This window comes from Chryseobacterium gossypii, assembly GCF_041361455.1.
GTDB lineage: Bacteria > Bacteroidota > Bacteroidia > Flavobacteriales > Weeksellaceae > Chryseobacterium > Chryseobacterium gossypii.
In genome coordinates this window covers 19,715-34,486 of record NZ_JBGCUR010000017.1, presented here as the reverse complement: position 1 = coordinate 34,486, position 14,772 = coordinate 19,715, and the positions used below count along the sequence as shown (strand labels likewise).

The following is a 14,772-nucleotide window of genomic DNA, read 5'->3' as shown; positions in this document are numbered from 1 at the left end:
AATGGATCAGAAAAAAATATTATTTATTTCTCATGAAGCATCTTTGTCCGGTGCTCCCATTCTTGTCCTGGATCTATTAAAAAGACTGAAGCAGGAACGGAGCAATTATTCCATAGATGTTTTACTGATACGCGGAGGAGAGCTGTATGAAGATTTTGCAAAAATTTCAAATAATATCATTGTTGCCCATTATCATCTGCAATCTTTTTCTTTCGTAAAGAGAAACCTGAAAAGAGTACAGTCTCTTATTTTCAGAAAGAAAGAAACCCCTACCCTGCAGAATAAAATAGATAAAATCACAGGCAGCCTGCTTTTGAATTCCTATGATCTGGTCTACGGAAATACCATGGAATCCCTGATCTGGACCCTCCCTTTCTATAAAAAGAATATCCCGACCATTGTGGCCATTCATGAGCTAAGTTTTGGAATAGAAAGCACCTATCCTAAAGAATTTGTTCTGGAGAATATCTCCAATATTACCCGGATCATTGCCGGATCCAAAGCCGTAGCCGAGAACCTCATCGCTAAATACCATGCCGATCCGGATAAAATACAGGTTGTGCATTCTTTTGTAGATACGGAGCTTAAAATACAGAAAGATAAGGCCAGCCTGAGAGAGACACTGAATATTGAAAAGGATGAACTCATTATTGGTATTGCCAGCTCACAGGAACTGCGGAAGGGTACTGATATGGTGCCTATGCTCGTGCAGAAGATCAGGCAGAAAACAAATATCCACTTCAAGTTTATCAACCTGGGCGGTACATCAAAGAGCCCGGCTGTAAGGTGTGCGAAGCTGGATGCGGAAAAGCTGGGTGTGGAAAATGATATTATTTTTATCGACCATAATAAGACTCCTAATGATTATATCAATTTGTTTGACATATTTCTCCTGATGTCCCGGGAAGATCCTTTCCCATTGGTAATGCTCACTGCGGCCAAACTTAAAAAGCCTATCGTCGCCTTTGAAAAAAGTGGTGGTGCGGTGGAGTTTCTGGAAAATGGCCATGGCGTACTCATTCCTTATCTGGATCTGGACAGCATGGCGTCTGAAACCATCAGGCTGATGGAAAATGCAGATCTCAGGGAAAAATACGGAGAAAATATCCATCAAAAGCTGGAAGCAGAATATTCTGATAAAAAACTGGCCGCCCGGATCTTTAAATTAATTGATGATTTAGTTTAGAAAATGATTTCCATAATAATTTCCTCATACCTGCCCCGTTATTTTGCTGCTCTTGAAAAGAACATTGCAGAAACCATTGGTGTTCCGTATGAAATCATCAGGATCAATAACCCCGGGCTGATGGGAATTTGTGAAGCATACAATCAGGGAGCAGAAAAGGCTCAGTATGATTACCTCCTTTTTTCCCATGAGGACATACTGTTTCATACTCAGGATTGGGGAGAAAAGCTTATGGCTCATTTAGACCGGCCGGATGCAGGAATTATCGGGTTGGCCGGCTCCTCTTATGTGCCTGTTGCCCCATCCAGCTGGACAGTTTCAGAAAAATACAATTCCGTCAATATTTTACAGGGGAATAAAGAAAATGAAAGCTCGTATCTCATCAGACGGACAAAAAGCAGGATGAATCCCGTTTATGCCGTAGACGGAGTTTTTATGGCTATCAGAAAGAATAATTTTATTCCATACAAATTCGATGAAGAGCTGAAAGGCTTCCATGGCTATGACCTGGACCTAAGCCTGAGAATTTCAAAAAAACTGCAGAATTATGTTGTTGATGATATTCTCATAGAGCACTTCTCAAAAGGAAACCTTGATAAAACATGGCTGGATACGAACATCGGAATCAGACAAAAACTGGGTTCCGACTTTCAAAAGGAGATCGATAACGAAACAGAAAAAAATATCTTTTTGGGATTTTTGTATAAATATTTCGAATATTATCCGGTCAACAGAAAGAATATTCTTTTCACTCTTAAGTTTTACCCCTTTAAGTATCTCTCTTTTAAACAAAATATCCTGATTCTGAAGAGATATTTTAATTACATAAGATATGCTTCAGGTATAAACAAAAAATTAAACACAAATGTATAATGATCATTGCTACTTATAATATTTATTATATTTAGTGGTAATTTCGTCAAATATTAAAGATTTATGATTATAGGAAACGGGCTTATTGCTAACTCACTGAAAGAAATTGACTCAAAAGATCTATTATTTTTTGCGTCAGGAGTTTCCAATTCCCTCGAAACAAGAGATTCCGAATTTGAAAGAGAACTCATCCTTTTAAAGGATGCGCTCCGGAACAACAGCGGGTGTCAACTGGTATATTTTTCTACGCTGAGTGTAAATGACCAGTCAAAACAGAACAGCCGCTATGTGATTCATAAACTGGAGATCGAAAATTATATCAAAAACAATTCGGATAACTACCTTATTTTAAGGATAGGAAACATCGTGGGGAAAGGAGGCAATCCTAATACACTATTCAATTTCCTTAAAAACCGGATTGCCGGCAACAACAAGTTTGTGCTGCATCGCCATGCCAGAAGGCTGCTTCTGGATATTGATGATATTTCCAGATTTCTCGCCTCCCATTGCGCGGCTACAAAAAATGAAACCATTAATTTCGCCTATCCTTATTATTATGATTTAAAGGAAATTATAGAAGCCATTCAAAATAAATTGCAGAAGACCGCCCTTTATGAAGAAGTTGATGAAGGAGACTTTTACAAAATCCCTTTTGATGAGAATACAGACCGCTTTTTCTCCGGAATAACGCCTGATGATTATCTGAAAACTTTAGCTGAAAAATATATATAACAACACAAATGCCTAAAATATACGTAATTATTGCCACTTACAACGCTATGAAATGGGCGGAAAGATGCTTTACCAGCCTGAGAAATTCCTCTGTTCCCCTACAGTGTATTGTAATTGATAATGGTTCTACAGACGGCACCCAGGAATATATAAAAAAATATTTTCCCGAAGTAGACTTTATACAGTCTGAAAAAAACCTGGGGTTCGGGAAAGCCAATAACATCGGTATTGAGAAAGCTCACAAATCCGGGGCGGATTTTTTTTATCTGATGAACCAGGATGCTTGGCTTTATCCCGAAAGTATCGGAAAGTTGATTGACATTTACAATAACCACCATAACAAGGACGAAATCGGGATCATAAGCCCGATGCATATTGACGGCAGTGAAAAGAAATTGGATATATTCTTAGATAAATACATTGCCATCAATGCAGAAAAGACAAGGATGATCTCAGACCTGTACTTTCAAACGCTGAATCCTTATTATGAAGTGAAATTTATCAATGCTGCGCACTGGCTCCTTCCCAGAAAAACCATAGAAACCGTAGGAGGATTCAACCCTTATTTTTTTCATTATGGGGAAGATGTGGAATATGCCAACCGAATTCATTTTCATAACAAGAAAACCCTGCTCGTACCGGGCAGTAAGGTAGTGCATGACGGTATACAATCATATGACAAGGTAGACTACAAAAAATATGAAGATCTGCGGGTAGAGACCAATATCATGAATCCTGCCTTACCCAATGCCCTGCAATTGGAAAAAAAAGCATTGAAACAAAGCATAATAAAAAATATAATTTCGGGGAACTTCAGCAAGTATAAGGAGCTTTCCAGAAAACTGAAAAAAATTTCCGGCGAGGAAAAGCTTCTGACTGAGCTCCGGAATAAAGTAAAACAAGCTGCTCCCACCTTTCTGAATGTTTAAATTTTGAATTGTAAATTTGCCTTACAAACACAAATGCTCATGCCTATAATAAGCACAAATAAAAATAAACCTCTCTCATTCATACCAAATTACAGTTAATATGTGTGGAATTGCCGGAATAATTACCAAAAATGCAAGAAATTATCAGGAACACATCAGGAAAATGACTGATGCCATTGCGCATCGTGGCCCCGATTCCGCCCATCTGGAGTTTTATGAAAACGCGGCCCTCGGCCACCGGAGATTATCCATTATCGACCTTTCTGAGAACGGAAAACAGCCTATGTTTTCCAGCACCGGGAAAGAATGTATCGTACTGAACGGAGAGATCTACGGCTACCAGGAAATAAAAAAACAATATCCTGAATACCCTTATCATGGTGAATCTGATACTGAAGTGATCCTCGCCATGTACCAGAGAAAGCAGGAAAAACTGATCCATGACCTTCCGGGGATGTTTGCATTTGCAATCTGGGATGAAGAGAAGCAACAGCTTTTTTGCGCAAGAGACCGGTTTGGTGAAAAACCTTTCTATTATGCTTTCGGGAGTAATAATGAGTTCATTTTCGCCTCAGAAATTAAAGCCATCCTGGCTTCAGGACTGATACAGCCCGAAATCAGTCAGGAAGCTCTTTCCCATTATTTGCAATATGGGTATGTAAGCAGCTATCAGAGTATTTACAGCAATATATTCACACTTCCTCCTGCCCATCAGCTGGTATGGAAAGACGGAGAAGTCGGGGTTTCCAGGTATTACAGCCTGCCTTCCAAAGACAGGACCATCAGCCTGGCTGAAGCGAAAGAAGAATTTATCTATCTTTTAAAAAATGCCATCAAAAAACAGCTTATCGCTGATGTGGAAGTGGGCAGCTTTTTGAGCGGCGGACTGGACTCTTCTTCTGTTGTAGCTCTGGTAAGCGAATTCCTGCCTCATCAGACCACCATTAGTTTCGGGTATGATCATAAAGACAATGAACTTAAATATGCCAAAGAGATTGCTTTGAAGTATAATACCAACCATATTGAAGTTCATGAAAAGAAAAAAGATCTGGCCACCTCTCTTTTAAAGGTTTCCCGGTTCCTGGACGAACCATTTGCGGATACCTCCTATCTTCCCCATTACGAAATTTGCCAAAATGCCAGGAAAAACCTTACCGTGGTATTATCAGGAGATGTAGGAGATGAATTATTCGGTGGCTACGATTTCTATAATGTTGAAAACAAGTTAAGAAATCATTTCAGCTATAAGAATATTATTGCCCGCTTCGGATTAAAGCTGTATCAGAATTTCAGAAAAACATCTTTTCTTACTCGGAAGAACCTAAAGCATCCTGACATTTTGGATTTTCATCTCAATTTCGTCAGAAATGCATTTGATAAGGAAGAACGCAGACTGCTTGGCGTTCCAACGGAATATCTCCAGGAATACACATTCAAACCCGATCCGGATTCTTTGAATGATATCATGAGAGTGGACCTTGAAAATTACGTCCCGGCCAATATGATGGTTAAATCCGACCGAATGGCTATGGCCAACTCATTAGAAGTGAGAACACCGTTCTTAGATCTGGATTTTGCCGAATTCTGTATTCAGCTTCCGGAAAACCTGAAACTGAATAACGAAAATGATAAGATCATCCTCCGGGAAACAATGGGATCCTACTGGACCGAAATCATAAGAAACAGGCATAAACAAGGCTTCGGACTGGGCGTACAAAACTGGTTCGAAGAAGAAAACCTCATCAGCCTTTCCAATGACCTGCTTAAAGACCGAAACCAGAAGGTCTTCAGCTATATTGATTTTGACGCGGTACAAAAGTTTTTAAATAAGGACCATAAACACTGGAATCTTTTACAGCTGGCCCTTTGGGCCCATAATAACCAATCTGTACTATAATGCTTGAAATTTCTGTAATCATCCCCGTATATAATGCTGCTGGATTTTTAGAAAAGTCAGTAGAATCAGCCCTGCAGTTTGAAGAAGTTAAAGAAATCATATTGATTGAAGATCAATCAAAAGACAACTCACTGCAGGTCTGCCGCAAATTGGCAGACAGCTATTCCAGAATAAAGTTATTCCGCCACCCGGATGAAGAGAACCATGGCGCCGCAGCATCCCGGAATCTGGGGCTGGATAAAGCAACGTATCCCTTTATAACCTTCCTGGATGCAGATGATTATTACCTTCCCAACCGCTTTGATGCGGAAAAGGAGCTTTTCCGGGATCCGAAAGTGGAGGGCGTTTTTAATGCTACCGGCATCGAATATCTGACAGAAAAAGGCAAAAAGGAATTTCAGTCCAAGTTTAATAACAGTACACTTACCACCGTTAATTATCCCGCCGAGGGAATTGATGTATTCAGGGGCTTGCTGGGGCTGATGCCCAAAACTTTCGGGACTTTCTTTCATCTGAACGGACTCACCATACGCAAAGCTTCTATCGACAGGAATAACCTGAGGTTTAATGAGATCCTGCGCGTCCATCAGGATTCGGATTTTAATCTTAAACTGGCCTACCATTGTTACCTGAAATCGGGGAATATAAAAGATCCGGTGGCTATGAGAGGCATACATGATGATAACAGGATTACTAAAATCGTAAGGTATTCCCATCAATATAATCAGAGACAGTTTCTCTATTGGCGGTCCCTGTATGAATGGGCGCGGTCCAATCATTTGTCTGATGAGTATAAAAACAAAATTTTTTTGAATTATAAATCTTTTGATTTATCTTTAAAAACTGGATGGAAGAAATATAGTAATCTTTTTTTAGCAGCAGTGAAAAATTCAAGGATATTGAAAACGCAATACCGTTTCACATATCTTAACAATAAAAAATGAAAATTTCCGTAGTAATTCCTGTTTATAATGCTGAAAAATATGTAACAAAGGCCGTAGAATCAGCTTTGCAATTTGAGGAAGTATACGAAGTTATCTTGGTGGAAGACAAGTCACCGGATAATGCTTTGCAGGTTTGCCAGGAACTGGCTGACAAGTACGGAAGAGTAAAATTGTTTCAGTATCCCGACAAAAATAATCACGGGGCAGGGGCAAGCAGAAATTTAGGGATAAAAGAATCTACCGGAGATTTTATTGCATTTTTAGATGCGGACGATTATTATCTCACTAATCGTTTTGATGCAGAAAAAGAGCTTTTCAAAAACCCTGCGGTGGATGGCGTTTATGGAGCGCTCGGGGTAGACTACTATTCAGAAAAAGCCAGAGAGCAGTTTTACAACGTTTTCGGCGACCGTCTGACAACAGTTTACAGGAAACACCCTCCTGAAGATGTATTCCCCGGCCAAATCAATATGAAGGGAAGTTTCGGGCTTTTCAGTATCGATGCCTTAACCATACGGAAAACATCTTTAAACCAAAAAATGGGATCTTTATTCAATCCGCAGTTAAAATTCCATGAAGACACGGAATTCCTTTTCCGTTTATCCTATTATCTGGACCTTTATGCCGGTATTTTAGATAAAGCTGTTGCTATGAGAGGTGTACATGAAGATAACAGGATCACCAAGGTGGGCAGGAAAATAAAGGCTGCATCCACAAGGGTCTTGCTTTGGAAAGAGATCCATAACTGGGCCCAGGAAGAGAAAGAGATCCCGGAAGATATCAAGCTTCACATTAAGAGAATGCATCGCAGCTTTGAGATTGCCAACGCTTCTACCTTCAGGAAATGGAAAATGATTATAAGGTATCTGTTCCAAGATTACCCGAGCATCCGGTCGGGGCTTTATAATATCAACTTCAGATCTTCGTAATCGTTCCATTGAAACTAATCAAAATACAATATAATGAAAATTTCAGTAATTATTCCTGTTTACAATGCTGAAAAATATGTAACACAGGCTGTAAAATCCGCTTTACAGTTCGATGAAGTTTATGAAATTATTTTAGTGGAAGACCGTTCACCGGATAATGCTTTGCAGGTTTGCCAGGAACTGGCCGCACAATATGACAGGGTAAAGCTATTCCAGCATCCGGATAAAGGTAATCACGGAGCGGGAGCTACAAGAAATCTGGGGCTGGAAAAAGCTACAGGAGATTTTATTGCATTTCTGGATGCTGACGATTACTATCTTCCTAACCGCTTCGATGCAGAAAAAGAGCTATTCAAGGATGCTAATGTAGAGGGTGTCTATGGTGCACTTGGCGTACATTACTATTCAGAGAAAGCCAAACAGCAGTTTTATAAAGTTTTCGGTGACCGTTTAACCACGGTTTATAAGAAGTATGCTCCCGAAGATGTTTTTCCCGGACTCATCAGCATGAGAGGAAGCTTCGGACTCTTCAGCCTCGACACATTAACCATCCGTACAGAGGCTTTGAAGAAAATGAAATCTTTTTTTAAGATACATCTTAGGCTTCATCAGGATACCGAATTTCTTTTCCGCCTGTCCTATTATCTGAACCTTTATCCCGGAATCCTGGACCAGCCGATAGCTGCAAGAGGAGTACATGAGGACAACAGGATCACCAAGGTAGATACGGGAAAAATAAAACCGGCTTCCACAAGGGTCTTGTTTTGGAGGGAAGTAAATCTCTGGGCACAAAATGAAAAAAATATCCCACAGGATATCAAAATCCATATCAGCAGGATGCATCGCAGTTTTGAAATTGCCAATGCTCCAAAAATCAGAAAATGGGGGATGATCGCAAAGTATCTGGTTACAGATTCCCCAAGTATCCTTTCGGGGCTATATAATATCAATTTCAGACAGGATATCTTTTAACACGGACCAGCCCGCTACCTTTGGAAATTTACCTCGATTTAAGATAATGCCTCAAAGGCTTTTCTATGAGCTGGTAGAAAAGTATTGAGACCAATATCAGAAAAGGAATGTAGAGATAAAAGATCTCATCACTGTTGAGATTATATTTTCCTGACTTCAATATTTTCCTTAAAATATACAGTACCGGAATATGGGTGATATATATGGCATAACTTACTTCTCCCAGATACTCCATAGGCTTCAGTGAAAACAGCTTTGTCAGAAAACCATTGTTACAGGAGACCAGATAGATCAGCGGAATAAAGAAAACAGCCATCAAGCCGTTATGGAAGTTCAGCGGGATGAATATCAGCGACAGCAACACAGCGAGAAAAAAGACCACAACCGGAATATCATAATTCTTTTTTCTTATCTTTTTTACAAAGAACAGTCCCGCCAGATTTCCCACCAGAAATTCATTAATGTGCATAAGAGGAAAGTAGAATCCCAATTCGTGGCTTTCCGTATGGGGTCCTTCATACAATGAAGAATGTACATACAGGTTTGAAAACACCTGTGTAATGATCCAGATCAGGACCGTAGCCACCCAAATGCTTCTGTTCTGCTTTGAATAAAGATAATTATACAACAATGGAAAGAGCAGGTAAAAAAGAAATTCCACAGAAATAGACCATCCGGGAAAGTTTAAAACCAATGCTTTACCCGGAATCCAGCTTTGGATGCCCAGCAAATACAAAATAAGCTTATATAGGCTGAAGTCTGCATACCTTGTGATAAGATACAGCAACAGCCCCACTATATACAAGGGATAGATTCTGGCAAACCGGTTTCTGTAAAATTCTGAATAATTTATTCTCTCTTTCTTATGATAAGCTATAATCATTATAAAGCCTGAAAGCATAAAGAAGTAGCTCACTCCCACATTAGCTTTCAGAAAAATATTGGAAATATATGGTATCCTGTATAAAAATAAATCTTTGTTGAAATGGGATATAACGATTGCGATGGCCGCAAGGAAGCGCGTAAATGTAATCTGACTTATTTTCACGCGCCAAAAATACGCCTAATTGTTTTTATTTTACAAAAACGCCTACATATTTCCCTTCAAATTCTACGACAATGGTTTCAATATTGTTTTTTTCACAGAAATCCTGATACGCAGAATTATCACCGATATCATCACTAATGAAAACGCCTCCTGCCCTCAAATGTTTGTAAAGCTCTTCATACGCCCAGAATCTCCCGTTATAGCTTTTATCAGAATCATAATGCACTACATCAAAAACCGCATTGTCTGCAAAAATTTTAGGTAAGGATTCTCTGTCTGCAAAGCGGAACAGTTTCCAGAACTTTTTCAGATTCTCAGGAATGACGCATCCTACGTACTGGTCTCCATCCTGAGCCAGATAAGGCATATCCGAACTGTACAAAGTCCCCTGCCTTTTTTCTAAAGACAAAAGGGCTGCCAGGGAAGACCATCCATAGGCCACTCCCGTTTCCACAACATTGCTGGCATTGGTAAATTCGCAGGCATAGAAAATTAATTCCAATGCACCGGGACCTCCCATTTTTACAGGACATTCTCTTTCTTTCTGTGCCGCCGTTTCAAGAACTTCAGAATATATTCTTTTAAAAGGATCAATATCAACACCGAAGAGCCGGTTTACAGCCTCTTTTTGGGAAATTGCTCTGGAAGCCGCCCAGAAGTTCGTCTTTTCTTTTCCTTTGAAGGCATTTTTTCTGTTAACCGTGTTTTTTATTATTTTTCTGCCCAGTTCAGGGTAAAGATCAGGTCTTTTAAGATAAGCTACAAATGTTTTGAGAACTCTTGATATTTCACTCACTGTGTCAATTTTAATGAGACAAAAATAAAGATTTTTCTGTAATCTTTTCAGAATAATTATCTTTGTCTAAATTTATTAACACACAAATTGCATGAAGTTCACCATTCTGATTGCCAACTATAATAACGGACGATATTTCAGAGATTGTTATGATTCGATCATCGCCCAGGAATATCAGGACTGGGAAGTAGTTATTGTAGATGACGGTTCCACAGATGATTCAGTAGAGATTATTCAGGATCTGATCAAGGGAGATTCCCGGTTCAGGCTTTTTGTCAATCAGAAAAACCAGGGCTGCGGCTATACAAAAAGAAAATGTATGGAACATGCCACGGGAACTTACTGTGCTTTCCTGGATCCCGATGATGCGATATATCCCAATGCCTTAAAGGACTCCGTGGCATATCTTCAGAAAAGCAGGCACATCGCCACATATTCCAAGCTCACATTTTACGATGAGAACATGAACTTTATGAGTGATTTCGGGAAAATCAAGCAAATCTACAATGAGAAGAATTTTTTCAACTCCCCCATTCAGCTAAACGCCTTTTTCACCTTTAAAAAAAGTGCGTATTTAAAGACAGAAGGCATTGATCCCACTCTGTCAAGCGCGGTAGATCAGGATCTTTATCTGAAATTGCTCGAACACGGAAACGCCAAATACTTACCTGTGAGAATGTACAAATACCGACAGCATTCACAGGGAATTTCCCAGTTCGCTTCCAAAGGCAAGGCAAAGGCATCATTCGCCAGAGTAATTTTCAATGCCTTAAAAAGGAGGAATATCCACCGTATAAAAGGCAAAAAGGTTCCCGAAGATCTTCAGAATCCCGATGAAATTTTTAATCTCATCGATTATCAGACCAGGCTACCTTACAGGCTGAAGGCTAAAATACTCGGTTTTTTACAAAACGGTTAATGATGACTCTTGCTAAATCCCTTCATGATGTCAGATAAAAAAAAAATAAAGGTTCTCTTCAGGCATCGCTCTATGGAAATGGGCGGTGTGGAAAAGGTATTACTAAGCATGCTTAATCATCTTGACCGGAATAAGTTTGAGATGACGGTTTGTCTAAATATCAATCAGGGGGAGCTCCGTAATGAATTTCCCGGACATGTGCGAAAGGTTTACCTTACAGAAGGGAAAGAAGACCTGTCCCGGAATCCCCTGCTTCAGAAGATCCAGCTGGCCAAAAGAAAATTAAAGCTCAAAAAAGCTGAAAAAGATCCAACAATTGCGGACAGGCTGCTGAATGATCATTATGATGTGGAAATAGCCACTACCTATGCCGTTTATAAGACGGTGCTTAATTCTACCAATAAAAATTCAAAAAAAATTGCATGGCTCCATTCGGACCTTACCTTACCCGGGTTTGATCCTTACCGTGAAGATATTTTTAAAAGCATGCAGCAGTTTGACTATATCATTTACGGCTCACAGCAATCCAAAGATGTCCTTGACGAGAAATATCCCGACATCAAATTTCCACCAGGGCAAGTGGTCTTAAATGCCATTCCCATCGAGGAAATAAAGAGAAAATCAGAGGCCTTCGTGCCTGATTTTGGCCATGGACCTACGTTTGTTTCTGTGGGAAGACTGCATTTCAGAAAAGGGTACAGGACGCTCCTAGAGGCTCACAAAAAGCTTATAGATGACGGGCTGGCTCACAATATTATCGTCATCGGCGATGGAGAAGATTATACATTGCTGTCAAAACGCATAGAAGAATTAGGAGTTCAGGAATCCTTCAAGCTTCTGGGTACCCAGATAAATCCTTATCCATATGTTAAAAACGCCGATTTTTACATCATGCCCTCGGAAAGTGAAGGCTGGCCCCTGATCATTGCAGAAACCCTGATCCTTCAGAAACCGATTGTGGCGACCCGCGTTGGAGGGGTTCCCGAGATGATAGACCATAAAAGCACCGGATTTCTCACAGAATATTCTCAGGAAGGTTTATACAATGGGATTAAAGAATTTTTAACTGATAAAAGTCTGGTTGAAAATATTCAGGAAAATCTAAAAAATATTGAAGATCGTTTTGATAACAAGAAGATTTTTGATGCTGTAGAAGAAATTATCGGAACGGTCTTAAAAAAATAGACCTGCTATCAATAACATATTTTTTTAAAGTATTGCGCAAATCATCACAAATGAATCATTTTATTGAAAATTTATACCAGTCGTTTTCGCAACACGGAACGAACACATGTCTCAGCATTGAAGATCAGAACTATTCCTACGGAGATATCCTTGGCCTGTCTTCTCAGATCAGGCAACAGCTGCACAATGTAGCTTCCCAAAATATAGGAATTTATTTATCGGATGATGCTTATATGTATGCTTCCATTCTTGCGGTCTGGTTTGAAGGAAAAACCTATGTTCCCATCCATCCGGATTTTCCTTTAACTAAAAATTTAAATGTAATCAGGCAGGCTGATATAGATACCATTCTGAGCTCCGTAGCTCCCCGGGAAAATTTCGGGGTGGATATTATTGACACTCAAAAAGAGTTGACAGCAGAAAGTACTCCGCCCAGGGAGTCATCCCTGGAAAACAATGCCTATATTCTTTTTACTTCCGGAAGCACAGGAAATCCCAAAGGGGTGCCCATACAATTTTCAAATCTTTATTATTTCTCGGAATCGTTTCATTCCACTTTTGGAAAGCTGACCCCGCAAGATCAGGTTTTACAGATGTTTGAGCTTACCTTCGACTTGTCTGTAATGAGCTACCTGATCCCCTGGCTAAACGGAGCCACAGTTGTTGGTCTTCATAGAAAAGAAACCAAATTCCTGCAAATTCTTGATCTCCTTGAGGCGGACAAGATTACAGTAGCCCTTATGGTTCCCAGCATTCTGAACCTTATCATTCCTTATCTCGACCCGGCCATCAAAAACGAAAGTTTAAGGTTAAACCTGTTCTGCGGGGAAGCCTTATTGGTAAAGCAGGTTGAAGGTTGGAAAGATTTTGTTCCTAATGCATCCATTTATAATGTTTACGGGCCTACCGAAAATACCATTTTCTGCACCTTTTATAAGGTGGGCAGCCCGATCAAGGAAAAAAGGGGCATTATAAGCATCGGCAAACCGATGGAAAACAGCGATATGGGTTTTGCGGATGAAAATGCCCGGGAAGGAGAGCTCTTACTATCCGGGAAGCTCTTAGCCCGGTCTTATTGGAAGAATGAAGAAAAAACCCATGAAGCTTTCATTCAAAAAAACGGAAAAACATATTACAGAACAGGTGACTGGTGCTTAAAAGATGAAGACGGAGACTACTTCTATGTAAACAGAATAGATTTTCAGGCAAAGATAAACGGTTTCAGGGTAGAACTGGCTGAGATTGAATTCTTCGCCAACCAGAAACTGGAAAATGCCATAAGCATAGCCGTAATCCATAAAGATAAGAACGGTAGCGACAGCCTGGTTCTTTTCATCAATGATCTGAAGGCTCAGGAGGAAATGATTAGCGCACATCTAAAAAATCATTTACCTGAATACTGTATCCCCTCAAAAATCATAAAACTGGAAAAATTCCCGACGAACACCTCCGGAAAAATTGACAGAAACGAATTAAAAAAAACATTTTTATGATCATCAGAAAAGCTACAGAAGCAGATATCCCTTTTATTATCAAAGGAATCCTGGCTATTGAAAATACCGGAGCATCCGATACCTTCAGCAATATGTTTGAAACTGACCCGCAGACCACTTACAGGTATCTGGAGCAGTTTTTCTCAGATAAAGAAAATTTTGATACGGAATTCTCATTGAACAGCTATACTGTAGCAGAGCTTGACGGCAAAGTTGCAGGCTGCTGTGCACTTATTTATACCGATTCCGCCTACTACCAGAATAAAGGTGAATTATTTCCCATTCATCTCACAAGGGAACATTTGAGCTCTTTCATTAAAAACGTAAAAGCCCTTCCCGATATCAGGAATTTTTCGGAGAACAAGTATTTCCTTGAATATCTTTTTGTGGATGACCGGTTCCGGGGTAAAGGTATCGCGGAACAATTAATAAAACATCTGGCAGCAGAAGTAAAGGATGAAGATCAGCTTTATCTGGATGTTCTGGAAAGCAGTCCGCACCTCATCAGGTATTACGATAAATTCGGTTTCAGGGAATACAAGACCTTCGACATTGATACTCCTGAAAACAAAATCTATCCTTGTGTGCAGAAGACTATTTTATGTAAAGAACTGAAAAATTAATCAAACTTATCCTTACCGATAGCTTCTACAAGGTCATTTACCGTATTCACATTCCTAAAGCTTCGGGGATTCAGCTTAACGTCAAATTGATTTTCCACCAGCTGCATCACCAAAGCGGCAGATAAAGAGCCATAGCTTTCCAGTTCCTTAAAATTGGTTTCAGGAGTTACAGCAGCTCCTTCATTTAACTCTTGCTTAAGCAGCTCGCAAAATTGTTCGACCTTCATTGTGTTTATCGTTGTATAT

At 39.8% G+C, this 14,772-nt stretch carries 15 protein-coding genes; 12 read left to right on the top strand and 3 right to left on the bottom strand.

Annotated elements, in window-relative coordinates:
• Position 1 precedes the first annotated feature (1 nt).
• From ABMQ40_RS10585 to ABMQ40_RS10550, 8 genes are all read left to right on the top strand, one after another.
• Positions 2 to 1,186, top strand: coding sequence for a glycosyltransferase family 4 protein (locus tag ABMQ40_RS10585; protein ID WP_370899352.1), 1,185 nt, complete (start codon positions 2 to 4; stop codon positions 1,184 to 1,186).
• A 3-nt stretch (positions 1,187 to 1,189) separates the two neighbouring features.
• Positions 1,190 to 2,059 (top strand): glycosyltransferase, encoded by an 870-nt coding sequence (locus ABMQ40_RS10580; RefSeq protein ID WP_370899350.1) that lies wholly within the window; start codon positions 1,190 to 1,192, stop codon positions 2,057 to 2,059.
• A 63-nt stretch (positions 2,060 to 2,122) separates the two neighbouring features.
• Positions 2,123 to 2,791, top strand: a complete 669-nt coding sequence (locus ABMQ40_RS10575; RefSeq protein ID WP_370899348.1) for an NAD-dependent epimerase/dehydratase family protein — start codon at positions 2,123 to 2,125, stop codon at positions 2,789 to 2,791.
• 8 nt (positions 2,792 to 2,799) lie between these two features.
• Entirely contained in the window at positions 2,800 to 3,720 is a 921-nt protein-coding gene (locus ABMQ40_RS10570) for a glycosyltransferase family 2 protein (RefSeq protein WP_370899346.1), read from the top strand.
• Between the two features lie 100 nt (positions 3,721 to 3,820).
• A complete protein-coding gene (asnB, locus tag ABMQ40_RS10565) occupies positions 3,821 to 5,617 on the top strand; it encodes an asparagine synthase (glutamine-hydrolyzing) (protein WP_370899344.1) in 1,797 nt (598 codons plus the stop codon).
• Positions 5,617 to 6,561 (top strand): glycosyltransferase family 2 protein, encoded by a 945-nt coding sequence (locus ABMQ40_RS10560; protein ID WP_370899342.1) that lies wholly within the window; start codon positions 5,617 to 5,619, stop codon positions 6,559 to 6,561. The genes asnB and ABMQ40_RS10560 overlap by 1 nt, the downstream gene beginning before the upstream one ends.
• Complete coding sequence (locus tag ABMQ40_RS10555) at positions 6,558 to 7,490, top strand: glycosyltransferase family 2 protein (protein WP_370899340.1); 933 nt, start codon at positions 6,558 to 6,560, stop codon at positions 7,488 to 7,490. The genes ABMQ40_RS10560 and ABMQ40_RS10555 overlap by 4 nt, the downstream gene beginning before the upstream one ends.
• Before the next feature lie 33 nt (positions 7,491 to 7,523).
• Positions 7,524 to 8,462 (top strand): glycosyltransferase family 2 protein, encoded by a 939-nt coding sequence (locus ABMQ40_RS10550; protein WP_370899338.1) that lies wholly within the window; start codon positions 7,524 to 7,526, stop codon positions 8,460 to 8,462.
• Positions 8,463 to 8,490: 28 nt separating this feature from the next.
• On the opposite strand, the gene ABMQ40_RS10545 is transcribed toward ABMQ40_RS10550, so the two are convergent.
• Both ABMQ40_RS10545 and ABMQ40_RS10540 read right to left on the bottom strand, forming a co-directional pair.
• Positions 8,491 to 9,510: an acyltransferase family protein gene (locus tag ABMQ40_RS10545; protein WP_370899336.1), complete on the bottom strand. Its 1,020-nt coding sequence runs from the start codon at positions 9,508 to 9,510 to the stop codon at positions 8,491 to 8,493.
• A 25-nt stretch (positions 9,511 to 9,535) separates the two neighbouring features.
• Positions 9,536 to 10,306 carry a class I SAM-dependent methyltransferase gene (locus tag ABMQ40_RS10540; RefSeq protein WP_370899334.1) on the bottom strand — a complete coding sequence of 257 codons (771 nt, stop codon included), beginning with the start codon at positions 10,304 to 10,306 and terminating at the stop codon, positions 9,536 to 9,538.
• Positions 10,307 to 10,397: 91 nt separating this feature from the next.
• Here ABMQ40_RS10540 and ABMQ40_RS10535 point away from each other — a divergent pair, with 91 nt between their 5' ends.
• Genes ABMQ40_RS10535 through ABMQ40_RS10520 form a run of 4 tightly spaced genes read left to right on the top strand, consistent with a single transcriptional unit; the run spans position 10,398 to position 14,526 of the window.
• The gene (locus ABMQ40_RS10535) at positions 10,398 to 11,225 is read left to right on the top strand and encodes a glycosyltransferase family 2 protein (RefSeq protein WP_370899332.1); all 828 of its coding nucleotides are present in this window, start codon (positions 10,398 to 10,400) and stop codon (positions 11,223 to 11,225) included.
• 27 nt (positions 11,226 to 11,252) lie between these two features.
• Positions 11,253 to 12,410: a glycosyltransferase gene (locus ABMQ40_RS10530; protein ID WP_370899330.1), complete on the top strand. Its 1,158-nt coding sequence runs from the start codon at positions 11,253 to 11,255 to the stop codon at positions 12,408 to 12,410.
• Between the two features lie 50 nt (positions 12,411 to 12,460).
• On the top strand, positions 12,461 to 13,903 hold the full coding sequence (locus ABMQ40_RS10525; protein WP_370899328.1) for an AMP-binding protein: 1,443 nt from the start codon (positions 12,461 to 12,463) through the stop codon (positions 13,901 to 13,903).
• Entirely contained in the window at positions 13,900 to 14,526 is a 627-nt protein-coding gene (locus ABMQ40_RS10520) for a GNAT family N-acetyltransferase (protein WP_370899326.1), read from the top strand. The genes ABMQ40_RS10525 and ABMQ40_RS10520 overlap by 4 nt, the downstream gene beginning before the upstream one ends.
• Here ABMQ40_RS10520 and ABMQ40_RS10515 read toward each other — a convergent pair.
• Positions 14,523 to 14,753, bottom strand: coding sequence for an acyl carrier protein (locus tag ABMQ40_RS10515; protein WP_370899324.1), 231 nt, complete (start codon positions 14,751 to 14,753; stop codon positions 14,523 to 14,525). The genes ABMQ40_RS10520 and ABMQ40_RS10515 overlap by 4 nt on opposite strands.
• Positions 14,754 to 14,772 lie beyond the last annotated feature (19 nt).